Annotated in this window: 19 protein-coding genes; 11 read left to right on the forward strand and 8 right to left on the reverse strand. The window is 65.6% G+C overall.

Annotation, left to right across the window (positions count from 1 at the left end; all coding sequences use genetic code 11):
• The first annotated feature begins 136 nt into the window (after positions 1 to 136).
• The 5 genes from AC1ROK_RS22970 to AC1ROK_RS22990 all read left to right on the forward strand — a co-directional run bounded on the left by AC1ROK_RS22970 (position 137) and on the right by AC1ROK_RS22990 (position 5,256).
• Positions 137 to 901: an ABC transporter ATP-binding protein gene (locus AC1ROK_RS22970; RefSeq protein ID WP_492851327.1), complete on the forward strand. Its 765-nt coding sequence runs from the start codon at positions 137 to 139 to the stop codon at positions 899 to 901.
• The gene (locus tag AC1ROK_RS22975; RefSeq protein WP_492851250.1) at positions 901 to 1,767 is read left to right on the forward strand and encodes an ABC transporter permease; all 867 of its coding nucleotides are present in this window, start codon (positions 901 to 903) and stop codon (positions 1,765 to 1,767) included. Before AC1ROK_RS22970 ends, AC1ROK_RS22975 begins: the two co-directional genes overlap by 1 nt.
• Before the next feature lie 160 nt (positions 1,768 to 1,927).
• Positions 1,928 to 3,244 (forward strand): cytosine deaminase, encoded by a 1,317-nt coding sequence (locus AC1ROK_RS22980; RefSeq protein WP_492851252.1) that lies wholly within the window; start codon positions 1,928 to 1,930, stop codon positions 3,242 to 3,244.
• Positions 3,245 to 4,657, forward strand: coding sequence for an FAD-binding oxidoreductase (locus AC1ROK_RS22985; protein WP_492851329.1), 1,413 nt, complete (start codon positions 3,245 to 3,247; stop codon positions 4,655 to 4,657).
• Entirely contained in the window at positions 4,654 to 5,256 is a 603-nt protein-coding gene (locus tag AC1ROK_RS22990) for an NAD(P)H-dependent oxidoreductase (RefSeq protein ID WP_492851254.1), read from the forward strand. Before AC1ROK_RS22985 ends, AC1ROK_RS22990 begins: the two co-directional genes overlap by 4 nt.
• 378 nt (positions 5,257 to 5,634) lie before the next feature.
• Here the strand turns inward: AC1ROK_RS22990 and AC1ROK_RS22995 are convergent, their stop codons facing one another.
• Together AC1ROK_RS22995 and AC1ROK_RS23000 are read right to left on the reverse strand one after the other, a co-directional pair.
• The gene (locus AC1ROK_RS22995; RefSeq protein WP_492851256.1) at positions 5,635 to 6,630 is read right to left on the reverse strand and encodes a cell wall hydrolase; all 996 of its coding nucleotides are present in this window, start codon (positions 6,628 to 6,630) and stop codon (positions 5,635 to 5,637) included.
• A gap of 478 nt (positions 6,631 to 7,108) precedes the next feature.
• Positions 7,109 to 9,361 (reverse strand): putative PEP-binding protein, encoded by a 2,253-nt coding sequence (locus AC1ROK_RS23000; protein WP_492851258.1) that lies wholly within the window; start codon positions 9,359 to 9,361, stop codon positions 7,109 to 7,111.
• Positions 9,362 to 9,508: 147 nt separating this feature from the next.
• Between AC1ROK_RS23000 and ispH the strand changes: the two genes are divergently transcribed.
• From ispH to AC1ROK_RS23025, 5 genes are all read left to right on the forward strand, one after another.
• A complete protein-coding gene (ispH, locus tag AC1ROK_RS23005) occupies positions 9,509 to 10,471 on the forward strand; it encodes a 4-hydroxy-3-methylbut-2-enyl diphosphate reductase (RefSeq protein WP_492851260.1) in 963 nt (320 codons plus the stop codon).
• Positions 10,468 to 10,992, forward strand: coding sequence for a GNAT family N-acetyltransferase (locus AC1ROK_RS23010; protein WP_492851262.1), 525 nt, complete (start codon positions 10,468 to 10,470; stop codon positions 10,990 to 10,992). Before ispH ends, AC1ROK_RS23010 begins: the two co-directional genes overlap by 4 nt.
• Complete coding sequence (rnhA, locus tag AC1ROK_RS23015) at positions 10,989 to 11,462, forward strand: ribonuclease HI (protein WP_055885123.1); 474 nt, start codon at positions 10,989 to 10,991, stop codon at positions 11,460 to 11,462. Before AC1ROK_RS23010 ends, rnhA begins: the two co-directional genes overlap by 4 nt.
• A gap of 433 nt (positions 11,463 to 11,895) precedes the next feature.
• Positions 11,896 to 12,222, forward strand: coding sequence for a hypothetical protein (locus AC1ROK_RS23020; RefSeq protein WP_492851264.1), 327 nt, complete (start codon positions 11,896 to 11,898; stop codon positions 12,220 to 12,222).
• Between the two features lie 111 nt (positions 12,223 to 12,333).
• Positions 12,334 to 13,116: a hypothetical protein gene (locus AC1ROK_RS23025; protein WP_492851266.1), complete on the forward strand. Its 783-nt coding sequence runs from the start codon at positions 12,334 to 12,336 to the stop codon at positions 13,114 to 13,116.
• 8 nt (positions 13,117 to 13,124) lie between these two features.
• Here the strand turns inward: AC1ROK_RS23025 and AC1ROK_RS23030 are convergent, their stop codons facing one another.
• The 6 genes from AC1ROK_RS23030 to AC1ROK_RS23055 all read right to left on the reverse strand — a co-directional run bounded on the left by AC1ROK_RS23030 (position 13,125) and on the right by AC1ROK_RS23055 (position 17,829).
• Positions 13,125 to 13,694, reverse strand: a complete 570-nt coding sequence (locus AC1ROK_RS23030) for a hypothetical protein (protein ID WP_492851268.1) — start codon at positions 13,692 to 13,694, stop codon at positions 13,125 to 13,127.
• 6 nt (positions 13,695 to 13,700) lie between these two features.
• The gene (locus tag AC1ROK_RS23035) at positions 13,701 to 14,627 is read right to left on the reverse strand and encodes a glycine--tRNA ligase subunit alpha (protein ID WP_492851270.1); all 927 of its coding nucleotides are present in this window, start codon (positions 14,625 to 14,627) and stop codon (positions 13,701 to 13,703) included.
• A 70-nt stretch (positions 14,628 to 14,697) separates the two neighbouring features.
• Entirely contained in the window at positions 14,698 to 15,891 is a 1,194-nt protein-coding gene (locus AC1ROK_RS23040) for a low temperature requirement protein A (protein ID WP_492851272.1), read from the reverse strand.
• A gap of 60 nt (positions 15,892 to 15,951) precedes the next feature.
• Positions 15,952 to 16,170 (reverse strand): hypothetical protein, encoded by a 219-nt coding sequence (locus AC1ROK_RS23045; protein WP_492851274.1) that lies wholly within the window; start codon positions 16,168 to 16,170, stop codon positions 15,952 to 15,954.
• A 3-nt stretch (positions 16,171 to 16,173) separates the two neighbouring features.
• Positions 16,174 to 16,998 (reverse strand): S49 family peptidase, encoded by an 825-nt coding sequence (locus AC1ROK_RS23050; RefSeq protein ID WP_492851276.1) that lies wholly within the window; start codon positions 16,996 to 16,998, stop codon positions 16,174 to 16,176.
• A gap of 48 nt (positions 16,999 to 17,046) precedes the next feature.
• Positions 17,047 to 17,829 (reverse strand): tRNA1(Val) (adenine(37)-N6)-methyltransferase, encoded by a 783-nt coding sequence (locus AC1ROK_RS23055; RefSeq protein ID WP_492851278.1) that lies wholly within the window; start codon positions 17,827 to 17,829, stop codon positions 17,047 to 17,049.
• Positions 17,830 to 17,899: 70 nt separating this feature from the next.
• Here AC1ROK_RS23055 and AC1ROK_RS23060 point away from each other — a divergent pair, with 70 nt between their 5' ends.
• Entirely contained in the window at positions 17,900 to 18,919 is a 1,020-nt protein-coding gene (locus AC1ROK_RS23060; protein ID WP_492851280.1) for a polyprenyl synthetase family protein, read from the forward strand.
• The last annotated feature ends 13 nt before the right edge of the window (positions 18,920 to 18,932 follow it).

An 18,932-nucleotide genomic window follows, 5' to 3' on the forward strand; every position in this document is an offset into this window, starting at 1 on the left:
GAAGCGCTCTAAGAACCAACTCGGCGCGGGCAATCCCGCCCGCGCCGTTCGACCCTAACGTGGGCACACGCACTTGACTGACCTCTCCCTCGCCGAGCCGGGGACCGCAGCGAAATCGACGCAAACCGTCGTCTCCATGCGCAACGTCTCGAAAGTCTTCTCCAATGGTACGCTGGCGCTCAAGGACATGTCGCTCGACGTCGAGCGCGGCGAGTTCCTGAGCCTGCTCGGCCCATCGGGCTGCGGCAAATCCACGGCGCTGAGGATCATTGCCGGTCTTGGCGGGCCGAGCTCGGGCAGCATCGATTGGCCCTCCTCCAAGATCAATTCGCGGGGGCTGCCTGAGGGCGATGTCGGCTTCGTATTCCAGGAGCCGACGCTGATGCCGTGGCAAACGGTGTTCGGCAACGTCTACCTGCCGCTGCGACTGCAGAGCGTCAGCAAATCCGCCGCCCGCGACCGCATCATGGAAACGCTGGCTTCGGTCGGCCTCGCCGATTTCGCCGAGGCCTATCCCAGGGAATTGTCGGGCGGCATGAAGATGCGCGTCTCGATCGCCCGGGCGCTGGTCACCAAGCCGAAGCTGCTGTTGATGGACGAGCCATTCGCCGCGCTCGACGAGATCACCAGGCAAAAGCTCAACGACGATGTGCTGCGGCTCTGGAAACAGTCAGGCGTCACGGTGATCTTCGTCACCCACTCGGTGTTCGAGAGTGCCTATCTCAGCAACCGCATCGTGGTGATGAAGGCCCGCCCGGGCCAGGTGTTCGCCGACATGCCGCTCAAGACCAGCGGCGCGCGCGACGCCGAGTACCGCACCTCCGAAGAATACCGTGCGACCACCCACGAAGTGTCGCATGCGCTGCATGAAGCCATCCACGCCGGCGGGGGGACGCATTGATGAGCAACGTCGTGCAAACCGCCCCGGACGACGAAGCCGGCACCGACAGCGCCGTCGCCATTCTCCGGCCGCGCACCTCCAACACCGAACGCGTGCTGCGCGTCGTGGTGCCGGTCGCCATGCTGGTGCTGGCCGTCATCGCCTGGCATCTCACCGTGGTGCTCAACGGCATCCCGAAATACATCCTGCCCACGCCGGGCGATGTGGTGACCTCGCTGATCGCCGACTGGCCGACACTGGCGCCGTCGCTGCTGGTGACGCTCAGGATCACCTTCACGGCGCTGATCCTGGCGCTGATCGGGGGCGTCGCCATGGCGATCATCCTCGTGCAGAGCAAATGGGTGGAACTGGCGCTGTTTCCGTTCGCGGTGATCCTGCAGGTGACGCCGGTCATCGCCATCGCGCCGCTGCTGTTGATCTATGTGCCCGAGACGCAGACGGTACTGCTGATCATCGCCTTCCTCGTGGCGTTCTTCCCGATCCTCTCCAACATGGTCACGGGTCTGAAGAGCGTCGATCATAACCTGCTCAACCTCTACGACCTCTATGGCGCGTCGCGCTGGCAGACGCTGATCTATCTCAAGCTCCCAGCCTCCCTGCCCTACTTCATGGCGGGGCTGCGGATCGCGGGCGGCCTCGCACTCATTGCGGCAGTCGTCGCCGAGTTCGCGGCCGGCACGGCGGGCCAGGGCTCGGGCCTCGCCTTCCGGCTGCTCGAATCGCAGTACCGGCTCAACATCCCGCGGCTGTTTGCGGCGCTGATCCTGTTGACCGGCACCGGCATTGCCATTTTCGGCCTCACCTCGTTCATCGCCTGGCTGTCGCTGCACCGCTGGCACGAGAGCGCCGTGAAGCGGGAGAATTGAGCGTGCTGACTGAGAGAGACGGCCCCCTCCCATCCTCCCCCACAAGGGGGGAGGTGCCGCATCGAGTATTGGGCACGATCGAGCCATGGCCTCGACTCTTCACCTCCCCCTTCAGGGGGGAGGCCGGGCGGGGGCCGTCTGTGGATGGTGGGCACCACTAATGCACGGCACCCCCTCCCTCTCCACCGGTACGGTCACGCTCCGCAACGCCCGGATTCCGAGCGCCGCACGCGGCAGGATCGGTAGCGGCGAGGTCGAGAGCATCGACATCGAGATCGTCGACGGCCGCATCGCCGCCATTCGTCCCGCGGGTTCGGCGCCGATCAACGGCCCGAGCCACGATCTCGACGCCGGACTGATCCTTCCCGCCTTCGTCGATATCCACACCCATCTCGACAAGGGCCATATCTGGCCGCGCAAACCGAACCCGGATGGGACCTGGCTTGGCGCGTTGCTCGCCGTCGGCGCCGATCGCGAGCGCAACTGGGCTGCCGCCGATGTCGAGCGCCGCTTCGATTTCGCGCTCCGCTGCGCCTATGCGCATGGCACGGCGGCGATCCGCACGCATCTCGACAGCGCGCCGCCGCAGCACGAGATCAGCTGGGCGCTGTTCGAAGAGATGCGCACGCGCTGGGCCGGCCGCATCGAACTGCAAGCCGTCTCCATTGTCGGGCCGGACACGCTGGTGAGCCCGACGGAACTCGATGCCGTGGCGCAGCAGGTGAAGGCCTCGGGCGGTATCCTCGGCGGCTCGGTCGCCGAATATGCCCGCTCGAAGGAAGCCATGCTGCGGGTGGTCGAGAAGGCCGGTGAGCTGGGCCTCGATCTCGATCTCCATACCGACGAGACCGGCGACCCGTCGGCGCATGCCCTGCTGCATCTTGCCGAGGCGGTGCTCGAAACCGGCTTCACCGGCAAGGTGATGGCCGGACATTGCTGCGTCCTCACCGTGCAGGACGAGAGCACCCAGCGCCTGACCATCGACAAGTCGGTCGAGGCCGGCATCGCCATCGTCTCGCTGCCGATGTGCAACATCTACCTGCAGGACCGGGTCAACTCGAACGGCACCGTCCGCACCCCGATCCGCCGCGGCGCGACGCTGCTCAACGAGTTCAAGGCCGCTGGTGCCGTCGTTGCCATTGCCTCCGACAACACCCGCGACCCGTTCTACGCCTATGGCGATCTCGACGGCGTCGAGGTACTGCGCGAAGGCGCCCGCATCCTGCAGTTCGATCACCCGCAGGACCAGGCGTGGGACTGGGTCCGTGCCGTGGGCTCGGCCCCGGCCGCACATGCCGGCTTCACCTACAAGGCAGTGATCGAAGTCGGTGCGCCGGCTGACCTCGTACTGTTCCGGGCCCGCAGCTGGACCGAACTCAACGCCCGCCCACAACATGACCGCATCGTGCTGCGCGCCGGCAAGGCGATCGACACGAGCCTTCCCGATTATCGCGAACTCGACGACCTGATGGAGTAACTGATGGACATCTCTGGCTTTCGCGCCGCTCTCGGCGACATTCCGGTCGAAGACAACCCGCGCATCGTGCAGCAGAAGAGCCGCGATCATTACTGGTACTCGCCGCGCCTGAAGCAGCAGCTCGAAGGCGTCACCGCCGAGATCGTGGTCTCGCCACGTTCCGTGGACGAGGTCGTCACCGTGCTGCGCGAGGCCTTCAAGTACGATGTGCCGGTGACCCCGCGCGGCGCCGGCACCGGCAATTACGGCCAGGCGATGCCGCTCTCGGGTGGCGCGATGCTCAACCTGATGAACCTCAACAAGGTCATCAAGATCGAGCAGGATCGGGTGCGCGCCGAGGCCGGCGTCATCCTCGAGCAGCTCGACGAACAGACCATCCACGCCGTCAACGGCGAGTTGCGCTTCCACCCCTCGACCTATCGCATGGCCTCACTCGGCGGCTTCATCGCCGGCGGCTCGGGTGGTGTCGGTTCGATCCGCTGGGGCGGCCTGCGCAATTTCGGCAACATCCTGGGCCTGAAGGTCGTTACCTGCGAGGCCGAGCCACGGGTCCTCGACCTGCGTGGCCCCGATATCCTCAAGGTGGCGCACGCCTATGGCACCAACGGCATCATCGTCGAAGCCGAGATGCCGCTGACCGCGCATTACGACTGGGTCGACATGATGGTCGGCTTCGATTCCATCATCGATGCCTGCGCCTTCGCCGAGCAGGTGGCGCTGCAGGATGGCCTGCTCTGCAAGGAGATCTCGCCGGTCGCGGCACCGGTGGCGCACGACTATTTCAACCGCCACCGCCCCTATATCCGCAGCCGCGAGCAGTCGGTGGTGCTGCTGATGGCGGCCCCTGCCGCGGTCCCGGCGCTGGTCGACTTCGTCGCCTTCCACGAAGGTGACCTGCTCTATCGCGCCGACACGCTGACCCCCGAGGAAAAGGCCAAGCTGCCGCCGATCTATGAGCTCGCCTGGAACCACACGACACTGCGCGGCCTGAAGATCGATCCGACCATCACGTATCTGCAGACGCAGTATCCCGATCTCGCGCATGTGAAATGGGCAGTCGACACCTTCGGCGACGAGTTGCCGATGCATATCGAGATGACCCGCTTCGACGGCCGCGTGGTGTTCTCGGGCCTGCCGATCGTCCGCTACAGTTCGGAAGAGCGGCTCGAGGAGATCATCCGGCTGCACGAGGAGAATGGCTGCCTCGTCTTCAACCCGCACCGCTACACGCTCGAGGAAGGCGGCATGAAGCGGACCGACCGGGCGCAGCTGCAGTTCAAGAAGGAAGCCGATCCGAAGGGCATCCTCAACCCCGGCAAGATGATCGCCTGGGACGATCCGGACTTCGATTTCGAGTCGGGCCGCACCTGGCTGTTCACCGGCCTCTACACACTGGGCGGCGCCGCCGAATGAAGGTCCTCGTCGTCCACGCCCACCCGGTCGAAACCAGCTACAACCGCGCGCTGTTCCACGCGGTCTGCGAAGCGCTCCGGGCCAAGGGCGACGAGGTCGATGCGCTCAACCTCTACGAAGAGGATTTCCAGGCCGCGATGAGCCGCGCCGAACGGCTCGAGTATCACGACGTGCCGGGCAACCTGACAGCGCTGACCAAGCCCTATGTCGACCGGCTGCGCGCCTGCGAGAAGATCGTCTTCGTTCACCCGGTGTGGAACTACGGCTATCCGGCGATCCTCAAGGGCTTCTTCGATCGGATCTTCCTGCCGGGCGTGTCGTTCGTGCTCGAAGGCGGTGACACCCCGGACAAGGGCAAGCTGATCCCCGGGATGAAGAACATCAAGAAGGTCGCCTACGTCACCACTTATGGCGGTGATCGCTTCCGCACCATGATCATGGGCGACCCGCCGCGCCGCCTCGCCAGGCGCTGGGCCTGGGCCACCTTCGGCACGCTGATGCCGCCGACCTATCTGGCGCTCTACGACATGAACAACCAGACCGAGGCGGGCCTCAGGGGCTTCATCGACAAGGTGAAGCGGAAGATGGCGCGGTTTTGACGTCACCCTCTACTCGCCTCGTGTGCCCCCTGCGCCGGGTCATTCCCGCGAAAGCGGGAACCTCTGTTTGCGGAGAGTGCGGCAAACGGAGATCCCCGCTTTTGCGGGGATGACATCGAGCCTGGGTCTTCGATGATCGTGGCGAACGGTGGTCGAGTTGACCCACTTCGATCGCCTCACACACCGATGTCATCCCAGCGAAAGCTGGGACCCATCTACCCACTTGTGCTGCGGCGAGTTGGGTCCCAGCTTTCGCTGGGATGACACCGAGTTTGAGGAACTTTCTAGGGCCAGAGCTCGACACTATTCCTAGCCCACCTCGCGGACAAGGAACGTGCGACATCGATCGAGCGAATTCGATCCCGTGCCAACCCCTTATCAGCCGAACTTCCAGCCGCGCTTGAACTGGTAGAAGACGTGCATGCCGATCTTCACGTTCTTCTTCATGCGCGGCGCCCAGTGCGGGTAGACGTAGGTGGCGTGGTAGTGGGTCGAGTAGCCGACTTCGGTCAGGTATTCCTTGCCCGAGATCACGTCCTTGGCGATGGCCATGGCCTGCTTCCACGACTTCTGGTCGTTCACCGTCTCGGGGATGCCGTCGCAGGCGAAGGAGAACTGGCAGGCGTTGCGCTTGGATTGGTTCTGGAACACCACGCCGCAGATGGTATCGGGGTAGAGCTTGTGAGCGACGCGGTTCATCACCACCTGCCCCACCGCCACCTGGCCGCGATAGCTCTCGCCGCGGGACTCGAAATAGATCGCCGTGGCCATGCACCAGACTTCCTTGTCGGAAACCTTCTTGCCCGACTTGTTCAGCACCGAACCGTCGAACACGGTTGCCGGCAGGTCGGCGCGCGCATAGGCGAGCTTCTGCGACATGGTGTGCGGCATCGGCACATCGCTGCCGGTGCCGGCGAGGCCTTCGATGGCGTCGAGCGCCGGCGACGTCCAGGCCGGGTTCAGGGCGGCGACGGCGACCGGCATGTCCTTGGGCAGCTTGGTGTCGCTCTTGGTCAGGTCCGAGAGGTCAGCCTTCGCGGTCTCAACTGTCTCCGGTGCAGCGCCCTTGGGGTTGCGGGCGGCAGCGATTTTGGCGCGGATATCGGCGAAGCTTGCCGTGAGTTCCGCTAGTTCCACGGTGGGCCGGGCGCGGTCCTGCTTGATGGCGCGGTTGGCGCCGACGAAGCTTTGCGAAAGGAAGATGTTGTCGATCGAACCGGTGATGATCACATCGGTGCCGGAACGACTGAGCGTCGGCCGCGTTAAGCTGGCCTCATAGGCCGAACGCGACCCGCCATCAGGGGCGTGCGCAGCGCCGGTCAAGCCGGCGACGGCAAAGATTGCGAGCGCGAAACCTGCGCATGTCTTGAGCACGGCGAGCTCATTGCGAGCCCGACGCGTCGGGGTGGTCCGGTACTGGGCCATCAGAACGCTTTACTATCCACGCGAACGCAACAAACGACGCGCCGGCAATCTAGATAAACTGTGACGCAAATGCCGGCTTTCGCGATAATGCGGGTTTAGGGTTAGCCGACCGTAAACAGGGGAAATTTGGCGTCAGGACGGGCCGGAAATGGCCAAGAAGGGGCCATGTGCGGGCGAAATGGGGCAGCCAGGTTGACTTAAATTTCCGTCGCACCGGCCTCTCATCCTCTCTCCCCTTGCGGGAAAGAAAGCGATTTCTTGGGCTTAGCCCTTCGCTAAGCCTTAGAAATCGCAAGAGAGGGGATCCTGGAGGGCACGTTGGCTCCCCGCGCCCCCTCTCTGGCGAAAACTAAGGACTTAGCTGCGCTAAGCCCAAGTTTTCGCTTTCTCCCCCGCCAAGGGGGAGATGGGGCTGGTGGCTCTCCCGTCACTGCGCCAAAGTCAGTCGCGCCACCGGCACGCGATAGGGCGAGCAGCTGACGTAATCGACGTCCAGCCGCGAGAAGAACCAGAGCGAGGCCGGATCGCCGGCGTGCTCGCCGCAGATGCCGATCTTCAAATTCGGGTTGGCGCGCTTGCCGCGCTCGATGGCGATGGTGATCATTTCGCCGACGCCCTTCTGATCCAATGTCACGAACGGATCGAGGTCGTAGAGGCCCTTGCGCTGGTACGCCGAGAGGAAGGCCGGGGCATCGTCGCGGCTGATGCCGTAGGTGGTCTGCGTCAGGTCGTTGGTACCGAACGAGAAGAAGTCGACATGCTCGGCAATGTCCCCGGCCCGCAGCGCGGCGCGGGGCAGCTCGATCATGGTGCCGAAGGCGAAGCGCTCACGGGCTGCCGGCGGCAGGCCGGCCTGCTCGACGATGGCGTAGGTCTGGCGCTTCACCTCCACCACCTCCGAGACCGTCGAGACGAACGGCACCATCACCTCGAGCGTCACCGGCTCGGACTGCCGGGCCGATGCCGCCCGTACCCCGGCGCACAGCGCCTCGATCTGCATCTTGAGGATTTCGGGATAGGTGATGGCGAGCCGCACCCCGCGATGGCCGAGCATCGGGTTGATCTCGGCGATGCGGTCGAGCCGGAGCTTCAGCGCCCGCACCTCGAGGCCCAGGCCCTCGGCCGTCTCCTCGATATCCTCGTCGGTGCGCGGCAGGAATTCGTGCAGCGGCGGATCGAACAGCCGAACCGTCACCGGCCGGCCCTGCATCGCCATGAAGATCGCCGAATAGTCCTCGGTCTGGAAGTCGACGAGCCCGGTCAGCGCCTTGGCGCGATCGTCGGCATCCTCGGAGAGGATCAGCCGGCGCAACGCCACCAGGCGCTCGCGCGAGAAGAACATGTGCTCGGAACGCGCCAGCCCGATGCCCTCGGCGCCGAAGCTCAGCGCGGTGTTTACCGCCTCGACCGTTTCGGCATTGGCCCGCACCTTGATCCGGCGCGAGGCGTCGGACCAGCCAAGGAGCTTGCCCATGGCGCCGCCGATATGCGGCTGGGCCAGCGGCAGCGCGCCCAGATAAACCGAGCCGTCGGTGCCATCGATGGTGATGCGGTCGCCCTGCCGAAACTCCCGCGAACCGATCCTGCAGGTGAGCTCGGCGAGGTTGACGCTGAGCGTCCGCACCCCGGCGACGCAGGGCTTGCCGGTGATACGCGCCACGACGCCGGCATGGCTGGTCATGCCACCACGCGCCGTCAGGATGCCGGTTGCTGCCTTCATCCCCTCGATGTCGGTGGGGCCGGTCTCGGTGACGACGAGGATGCAGTGACGCCCCCGCGCCTTCATGCGCGCCGCGTCTTCGGAGTTGAAGACGATGACGCCGCTGGCCGCGCCCGGCGAGACGCCCAGGCCATTGGCGAGCACAGTGGCGCTTTCCGGTGAGCGCAGCCGCGGGTGCAGCATCTGCTGCAGGCGGGCCGGATCGATATGGGTCACCGCCTCGCGCTGCGTCCAGCGTCCGCGCGCCACGCGATCGACGGCGGCCTCCAGTTCGGCAGCCGCCGAAGCCGGCGCGGCGCGGGCCGAGAGCAGACGGATGGTGTCACCCTCGACGGAGACGAGGCAACTCAGATGCTGGCCGGCCGCCGCATCGAGCAGGTCGACGAAAGCGGTGGCCGAAGCCGGCAGCGGGCCGAACGGGGTGCCGTTCACCGGCGCCGGGCCGAGCGCGCCGCTCTGGGCATCGCGGGTCAGGAACTGCCGGACGTCGCCATCGGCCATGGCCTGGATGATGACGATCTGCCGCTCCGGTCGCGGATCGAAGCTGGCGTAGGAGGCAAAGGCATCAGAGATGGCTCGCGCCAGCGGGCGGGCCGGATCGACCGACTCGGCCTCGTTGGCCGGCGGGCTCAGCCCCGGCCGGGCCGGCATCAGCCCGGTGCTGTGCGCGGCGCTCGAAGTGCGCACCACCAGCGCCGGCGGGCGGCCATTGCGGCCGACCAGCCGGAACAGCGTCGCCACCCAATGGACGCGCAGCCGGTCGTCGTGCGCCTTGCGCTCTTCCTGCAGCGCGTTCCAGGCGGCGCGGCTGATGACGATGGTGGGGGCGACAGGCAGTCCGGCATTGGCGGCGCGGCTCAACCACATCGCCTTGCCGACCAGCAACCCATCCTGGATGGCGGAAAGGTTCGCCTTGCCCGTGGCGGGCGCGATCGCGAACATTTCCATTGCGAGGGTCACCGGGACACCTTCCGACCAACTTTAGCGAAACATATTGCCGTTCAGGCCGTTGCGCCGCAACTGCACAGTTAGGATCGCCTTGCCGCACGCTTTGGTCGCGACGTTGGCAGCTTGACTTGCCCGGTCATTGAACGCATCTGCTCTCCTATGCAAACAAGGCCGCACTTGGACATTACGCTGTGTGCGCCGCGCGGATTCTGCGCCGGCGTCGATCGTGCCATCCAGATCGTCGAGCTGGCGCTGGAGCGCTATGGCGCGCCGGTTTATGTGCGCCATGCGATCGTGCACAACAAATACGTGGTCGACGGGCTGAAACAGAAGGGCGCGGTGTTCGTCGAGGAACTCGACGAGATTCCCGATACGGAGGCCCCGGTGGTGTTTTCGGCCCATGGCGTGCCCAAATCCGTGCCGGCCGGCGCCAAGGCGCGCAACATGTTCTTTCTCGATGCGACGTGCCCGCTGGTGTCGAAGGTGCATATCGAGGCCAACCGGCATCACAACGAAGGCCGCGAGATCGTCCTCATCGGCCATGCCGGCCATGTCGAGGTGATCGGCACCATGGGGCAATTGGTCGATGGCGCCATCACGCTGATCCAGACGGTCGACGAGGCCGAGGCCTTTACGCCACGCGATCCGGAGAAGCTCGCCTATGTGACGCAGACGACGCTCAGCGTCGATGACACCTCGGCGATCGTCGAGGTGCTGCGCCGCCGCTTCCCGGCGATTGCGCTGCCGCACAAGGAAGACATCTGCTACGCCACCACCAACCGTCAGGAAGCGGTGAAGCAGGTGGCGCCGAAAGTCGACGCGATGATCGTGGTCGGAGCGCCCGAATCGTCCAACTCGGTGCGGCTGGTGGAGGTGGCGCAGCGTGTCGGCTGCGCCAATGCCTCGCTGGTCGAGCGTGCCGACAAGATCGACTGGAGCCGGTTCGAGGGGATCAGGACGCTCGGCATCACCGCCGGCGCTTCGGCGCCCGAGACGCTGGTCGACGAGGTGATCGAGGCGTTCGCGCAGCGCTTCGATATCGCGGTCAGCGCCAGCGGCGAACAGCGCGAGCGCATCGTCTTCAACCTGCCCCGCGAACTCAGAGCCCAACCCGCAGCATGACCGATCTGACGCTTCTCGAAACCGACCGGCTGGTGCTCTCCGGCTGGCGCGCCGACCAGATCGACGATCTCTACCGCCTGCATGGCGACCCCACCGTGGCGCGCTATCTCACCGGACATGGTCGGCCATGGACGAGCGAGGAGATGGACAAGGCGCTCGCCCACTGGATCGCTTTGTTCGAGCGTCAGAAGATGGGCAAGCTGCGGGTGACGCGGAAGGCCGACGGGGTGCTGGTGGGGCGTTGCGGCTTCGGCATCTACGGGGTCGAGGAAATCCCCGAGATCGGCTACTCGCTCTATCCGGAGTTCTGGGGCAACGGCTACGTGCTCGAGGCGGCGAGCGGACTCAAGGACTGGTATTGGCGCGAGACCGACCGCGACCACTTCCTCGGCATAGCGGACGCGCGCAACGAGGCCTCGCTGAAGGTGCTGCGCAAGCTCGGCGGCGTCTATACCCACACCGGCGAGAGCTACGACCACCCCGATGTCGAGTTCTACCGCTACGATCGGCCGTCGGCATGAATTCGGTCATCATCCACACCGATGGCGCCTGTTCGGGCAATCCCGGGCCCGGTGGCTGGGGCGCCGTGCTGCAATACGGCGACACGGTCAAGGAGCTGAAGGGCGGCGCACCGCTCACCACCAACAACCAGATGGAGCTGACCGCCGCCATCGAAGCGCTGACGGCGCTGAAGCGCCCTTGTGAGATCGAGCTCCACACCGACAGCAACTACGTCAAGGACGGGCTGACCAAGTGGATCCACGGCTGGAAGAAGAACGGCTGGCGCACTGCCGACAAGAAGCCGGTCAAGAATGTCGAGCTGTGGCAGGCGCTCGATGCCGCCACGCAGCGCCACAAGATCAACTGGCACTGGGTCAAAGGCCATAATGGCGACGAAATGAACGAACGCGCCGACCAGCTCGCCAATGAAGGCATGGAGCCCTTCAAGGGCAAGCGTCGCAAGCCAGAGGGGCTGATGCCGCCGGTCTAGGTTTTCACCATCGAGCTGTACCAAACGGTGGTGCGTCCGATTCTGGCCCCACCCACCGGGTCATTCCCGCGAAAGCGGGAACCTCGGTTTTCTTGGCCTCACGCACGATCGCAAACAGAGGTCCCCTTTCGCCCATATGCGCTGAGCTCAGGGGATTTCCACTGCTCAGATGCGGCGCCGATCGGCGAAATTACCACCCGGCAGAGCCCCTAACTCGGTGTCATCCCTGCCAAAGCAGGGACCCAACTCGCCGCAGCGCAGGTGGATGAATGGGTCCCTGCTTTCGCAGGGATGACAGTCGGTGGGTGGGCGTGATCGTAACTTAGCGCCTATGCGCTTTCGCGAGCATGACTCCGCGGCCGTGCCGTTCGCCCGTGAGATGACCGAGGCTACGCCCTTGCCTCCACCGCCTGTCGCACCGATAATCTGCGCCATGCGCCCGCTCATTGCTGCTGCCGTCCTCGTGCTCCTCGCCACCCCCGCCCTGGCGCAGTTTCCACCGCCCGGCGTCTATAAATGCGTCAGCGAGAATGGCGCCAATCTCGGTGAGCTCACGCTGTTCGTGGCCGGCGACTATTCATTCAAGAATGTCGATGGCAACAGCGCGAGCGGCCAGGTTGCCTCCGCCGGGTCGGAGGTGAACCCGCTCTCCGGCCCGCTCAAGGACATGCAGCTTACTGGTGTGTTCGGCACCGACGACACCGGCAAGACCACGTTCCGCTTCACCGGCGCCGATGGACTCGAAGTGAGCTGCCAGTAGCGCCACCCCAGCCAGTCCCCAGCTATTCGCGGGCGCCGCTTCCGCGACTCTTGCTGTTGCGCTAGCCTCGCACGCGGGTCGGCATTCAACATTGAGATATTGGGGCATTTCATGGGCGTTAGTCTGTTTGTACATTCCGTGCGCCTGGTGCTGGGCGATTGGCGCAACGCCCTGAAGATCACGGGGCTGCTTTACCTGATCTACGCCGTCCCGGCGCTGGTCTTTGCCCTGCTGTTTCCAACGCCGGTGCAACCCGAGCAGGCCATGGCGGCCCTGGGTAGCGGCGGGTTCCTGGGCCTCATCACAGCCATCCTCGCCATCGTGGCGTTCGTCTGGGTCGCGGTGGCCTGGCATCGGTATGTGTTGCTCGACGAGGTGCCTGCCGGGCAGTTTCCGGAGTTCAACAGCAGCCGGCTGCTATCCTATGGCGGTTATTCGCTGCTGATCGGCCTGATCGGCTTCGTGCTGTCGTTCGTCGTCTCGGCGGTGGTGGGGATCATCGCGATCCCCCTGCTGAACGTGGTCGGCGTCTTCATCACCGGCCTGCTCGCTCTCGCGGCGGTGCTGATCGTCGGCTACCGGCTGGCGCCGATCCTGCCCTCGATCGCCATCGGCAAGCCGATTACCCTGCGGCAGGCCTGGGAAGCGACCAACAGCGCCAATGTGCCAATCATCGTACTGGCGGTGCTGTCGGCGGTTGCGGCGCTGGTCATCGATATCCCCGCCTTCGTCTTCGCCATGGCCGGCCCGATCGGCGGCTTCCTCGCCGTGCTTTGGACGCTCGCAACCGGCTGGGTAAAGATGATCGTCGGCGTGAGCATCCTCACAACGCTCTACGGCCACTACATCGAAGGCCGCGCAATTCCGTCCGCCATGGCCGGCGCCAACGGCTGACCGGAGGCCTAGTGCTCCAGTAACGGCAGCCTGTCGTATCGGTCGCCGATCCAGGTTCGGCGGCCGGTCACCACTACTTCCACGCCCTCCCTGGGCAGCAGGTGCTCTGGCGTCTCGTCGACGTTGATGCGAAACGTGCCGTGCTCAGCGCTCTTGAGCACGACCCAATGCGACTTTGATCGGCGTCCCCTGCTCTCGTGGTAGCTGTCGAATTCGACGGCCATTTCCAGCCGCTCCAGCACCGGGCCGTCGACGTAGGCCCGGAACACGCCATAGACCACGCCAAGCACCCAGACCGGCAAGAGGATCAGCAGGAATGCCGTCAGCACCCGTAACATGATGCGGGTCGGCGTGGCGGGAACGCCCTTGGGGTTGCCCATCTCGACCAGCAGCCAGTGCACCACGAGGACGAGGACGGCCATGCTGGCCAGGGTGATCACGTAAGCGACGGACGCCCACGCCTCCCATCGCGCCGATGGGATGAAGATGCCGCGTCCGCCGTTGTTGATCATCCCCAGCGGCAGGAAGAACACCAATGCGAAAATCAGCCCGATGAATCTGGCACCGAGCTGAGACACGAAAGGCTATTCCGCCCCGCCGCCCGCCGTCTGCAGCCAGGCGGCGCCGCATTCTTTCGCCAGCTCGCGGATGCGCAGGATGTAGCTCTGGCGTTCCTGCACCGAGATCACGCCGCGCGCGTCGAGCAGGTTGAAGTTGTGGCTGGCCTTGACGACCTGCTCATAGGCGGGGACCGCCATGGTCTGGCGATTGCCGTCGGCGCCCTTCCTGAGGATGGCGCGGCACTCGTCCTCGGCGTCCTTGAAATGCCGGAACAGCATCTCGGTGTCGGCGGCCTCGAAATTGTACTTCGAGAACTCCTGCTCGTTCTGCAGGAAGATATCGCCGTAGGTGACCTTGTCCTCGCCCTCGCGGCCGTTGAAGTTGAGGTCATAGACGTTCTCGACGCCCTGCACATACATGGCGAGGCGCTCGAGGCCGTAGGTGATCTCGCCCGGCACGGGTCTGGTCTCGAAGCCGGCGACCTGCTGGAAATAGGTGAACTGGCTGACTTCCATACCGTCGCACCAGCACTCCCAGCCCAGGCCCCAGGCGCCCAGCGTCGGGCTCTCCCAGTCATCCTCGACGAAGCGGATATCGTGCAGGCTGGAATCGAGGCCGATCTCGGCCAGCGACTGCAGGTAGAGCTCCTGGATATTGTCGGGCGACGGCTTCAGGATCACCTGGAACTGATAATAGTGCTGCAGCCGGTTGGGGTTTTCACCGTAGCGGCCATCCTTGGGGCGGCGTGAGGGCTGCACGTAGGCGGCCTTCCACGGCTTCGGCCCCAGCGCCCTGAGCGTCGTCGCGGTGTGGAACGTGCCGGCGCCCATCTGCATGTCGTATGGCTGCAAGATCACGCAACCCTGCTCCGCCCAGAAGCGCTGCAACGTCAGGATCAGACCCTGGAACGAGTTCCTGGGGTCCATGTGGGCGGGCAAAGCGTCGGGCATCGGCTATATTCCGGGGTGCGAATGGCGCGCGGAACCTAGTTGGGCCAACGCAATGGGTCAATTCCGCAGTTCACTCAGCGTGATGTCGCGCTGCCGCCGGATAGCGTTCGGGGTGGCGCGCCAGCTCCACCGCCTCCCACACAGCAACCAGCACGACGATACCAGTGGTCAGCGAGGAGAGCAGCAGCGGCGAGAGGCCTGCGGCGAGCGGGTAGAGCGCGAGGATCGCCAGCAGCCCGCCGAAGCGCGGCGCCGACCAGTGCCCGAACACGGCGAGCTTGAACAGCGCCGCGCCCAGAAGGAACAAGGCCGGCCCGCCGATGAGCACCAGGATGGTCGCCGCTTCCAGGTGCCCCATCGGGTGCGCCAGTACGATTTCGTCGCCGACGGCCGAGACGACGATACCGGCAACCAGGAGGATCGGCACATAGGTGTAGGCCTGCCGCGCCACACGCCCGGGATCGGGCGAGTTGGAGATGGCCGCACTCGCCGCTTCCGCATGCTGGCCGAAGAAGATCCACCACATGGCGATCGACTGCAGCAGCGACACGGTCATGGCCAGCACCACGTCCGGGGTCCAAGCGAGCTGGGTGAAGCCGACCCCGGTGACAAGGACCGACTCGCCCAGCGCGATCATCACGAACAGTCCGCTGCGCTCCGCCATATGGCCGCCATCGACGTCCCAGTCGCGCGTGTCGGCCCGCCCGAGACCTGGAACCCGGAAACCGAGCGCGGGCGACACACTGTCGAGCGCCACGGCGATCAGCCAGCAGATGAGCCGGGCTTCGCCGCCGGCGAGCCCGCCCACCACCCACAGTGCGGCCGAGGCGGTGTACCAGATGATGATGCGGATGAAGTTGCGATAAAGCGTCGGCCGGGCCCGCACGGCCCAGAGCATGAAGGCCGTACGCCCGAGCTGGAACGCCGCGAAGGCGATGGCGAAGGCGAGGCCACGATCGCCGAATGCCCCGGGGAGAGAGCTCGACATCACCAGCCCGATGCCCATCAGCACGAACAGCATCAGCCGGACCAGCGGCTTGTCAGGATCGAGCCAGTTGGTGATCCAGGCAGTGTCGATCCACGCCCACCAGATCGCCAACAACATCAGCGCCGCCTCGAGTGCACCGAGCCAGCTCAGGTGCTCGACCAGCGCGTGCGAAATCTGGGTGACGGCGATGACGAACACCAGGTCGAAGAACAGCTCGACCGAGGTCACCTGCGCATGATGCTCCGGGCGCCGACTGCGCAATAATGTGCCGACCATTCTCGCGACTCCATATCCGCGAGAAGGCTAGCGGCCGGCAGCGGGCTTGTCGTCGGCAGTCTAGCGCTGGTCGTCCTCGGGCGGCCGGAACTTGCCGTCCTTGTCGCGCTTCAGAGTGATGACATCGGGCCGCTGGCGTTCGCGCAGGTCGCGCTCGTGGCGTTCCTTGTCCAGCTGCTTGAACTGGCCGGTCCAATCCCGCCAGATCTTCCTGAGCCCCCACAGGATCAACAGGATGATCGCGGCAAAGATCAGGATGCGGAGCAGCGTTCCGGTCATCGCCTAGAGACCCAGTCGGGCCCAGACCGAGCGATCCTCGATGCTGGCGGCGATATCGCCGGTCAGCGCGGCGAGGCCCAGCCGCGGCAGCGTCAGCAGTCCGCGCCTGGGCGCGATCGGCAACAGCTCGACCTTGTCGCCGAAGCGGGCGCGCAGCACCTCGTGCAGGTCGCCGAGGCCATCGATCAGGCCGAGCTCGAGCCCCTTCACGCCGCTCCAGAACTCACCGGTGAACAGTTGATCGTCGGAGGCCTTCAGGCGTTCGCCGCGGCGCAGCTTTACCCAATCGATGAAGACCTGGTGGATCTCGCTTTCCATCTGCTTGATGCGCTCCACGTCCTCCGGCTTTTCCGGGAGGAACGGATCGAGCGTCGACTTGTTTCGGCCGGCGGTGTGCACGCGGCGATCGATGCCCACCTTCTTCAGCGTTTCGACGAACCCGAAGCTGGCGAAGATCACCCCGATCGAGCCGACGATCGAGGACGGGTCGGCGATGATCTCGTCGCCGGCGGTGGCGATGAAATAGCCGCCCGATGCCGCTGCGTCCTCGACGAACACCAGCACGGGCTTGTGGTTCTCGTCGGCAAGATCGCGGATACGTTTCGAGATCAGCCGCGACTGCACGGCCGAACCCCCCGGCGAGTTGATGATGATGGCGATGGCGGGGGCGGATTTCACCGCGAAGGCGCGCTTCAGCAGCGGCGCTACGGTCTCGATGTTCAGCCGGCCGGGACGCTGGTCCGCGGCGATTACGCCATGCAGCCGCACCACCGGAACAACCGGGCCGGTCTGCCCCATCTTGCGCTTGATCCAGGACCGCAAACCCATGTGACGCCTCGTTTTTGTCGGGGCACATGTATGTGCCGCGTGGCGGGATTACCAGATGAGGCGGGCCGCGCCACGGAAGATGGCGTCGAACTCGGGCCGGAAGCCGCGCCCTTCGGCTTCGTGCATCGCCCGTGCCGCGAGCAGGCAGAACGGCGCGCGCGAGCCCTTGATGCCACGGATCAGCACCCGGCTTGCCGCCTCGCCCTGGCGCGGCAGCAGCGGCAGCACGGTGACCGCGCCGAAGCGCTGGGTGAACGCCACGAGGAGCAGCGGCAGCGCCTCGGCAACGTGGATGAAGATCACTTCGCCGCCCGGTGCTGCGTGGGTCGCGGCGGTCTTCACCCATTTGTCGAGCGCGGCATCATCCATGTGCCGCGCGCCGGCCCGGGCGCGCGTCGGGGCGGAGCCTCGCCCGGGATCGAAGAACGGTGGGTTGGCGATAACGGTGCTGAAGTGATCGGCGGCGAGCCCGGCATCGGCGCGCAGCCGCCCCGGCGCCGTCAAGTCGAGCGCCAGCACCTTGCTCCGTCCTGCCATGGCATTGGCGTCGAGGTTCAGCGCTGCAATTGCCGCCATGGCGGCGTCGGCCTCGAGCAGCGTCGCGGTGAGCCGTGGCAGGTCGGCCATGGCCACCAGCGAGGCAGTACCGGCCCCGGCCCCAAGATCGAGCAGGCTATGCGCGTTGGCGCGTACGGCGGCCCCGAGCAGCACCGAGTCCAACCCGGCCCGAAACCCCTTTTCCGGCTGCGACACGGTGAGGCGGCCACCCAAAAAGGCGTCGCGCGTCAGCGTTTGTTGTTTTACAAGATCAGTGGCTTCGTCTAGGGACATCGCACCATCGCGACAGTTCGCAGGCGCCCGACTATAGGGTGCCGGATGCGTAGCTCAAACCGGGGATTTCATGGCTCTATCGGCGGCAGCGGCAAACGAGGCGATGACCAGCGCCGGCGCGCTCGACCGGCTGCTCGACGCGACCCGGCCGGGCATGGATCGGGTCAATGCGATGATCCTCGAAAAAGCCAGCTCGCATGTGGAGCTGGTGCCCGAGGTGGCGCGCTACCTGATCGATTCCGGCGGCAAGCGGCTCAGGCCGATGCTGACGATCGCCGCAGCCATGCTGTTCGGCAAGTCGAACGGCAGCGAGGTCAACTTCGCCGCTGCCGTCGAGTTCATGCACAACGCCACCCTGCTCCACGACGACGTGGTCGATGAGAGTGACATGCGCCGCGGCCGCGCCGCGGCCCGCATGAAGTGGGGCAACCAGGCGAGCGTCCTGGTTGGCGATTTCCTGCTCGGGCAGGCTTTCATGATGATGGTCGATACCGGCAACATCGCGGCGCTCAGGGTGATTTCGCAGGCAGCGACGATCATCGCCGAGGGCGAAGTGCTGCAGCTCGCCAAGACGCGCGATCTCAGCGCCAGCGCTGCCGACTATGACGAAGTGATCGGCGCCAAGACTGCGAAGCTGTTCGAAGCTGCGACCGAAGTGGGCGCCATGGCCGGTGGCGCCGATGCCGTGGGCCGCGAGGCACTCCACCGCTACGGCCGCGAGCTCGGTTTCGCCTTCCAACTGGTCGACGACGTACTCGACTATCGCGGCGAGGCCGGCACGCTCGGCAAGAACACCGGCGACGACCTGCGCGAGGGCAAGATGACCTTGCCGGTGATCCTCGCCCTGCAGCAGGCGACACCAGCCGAGCGCGAGATCATCGCCAAGACGCTCGGCGCGGTCGATGCCGGCGAAGTACAGCTCAAGCAGGTGGTGGCGATCTTCGAGCGCTACGACACGCTGGGCCGCACCATCGAGCAGGCGTTCACCCACGCCCGCCACGCCCGCGAAGCGCTGAAGCCGCTACCGCCGAGCGAGATGAAGGCGCTGCTCGGCGACATCGCCGAGTTCACCGTCGCCCGGGCGTATTAGGGCCATTCCAGCG

This window comes from Devosia sp. GW821-FHT12F11, assembly GCF_058806655.1.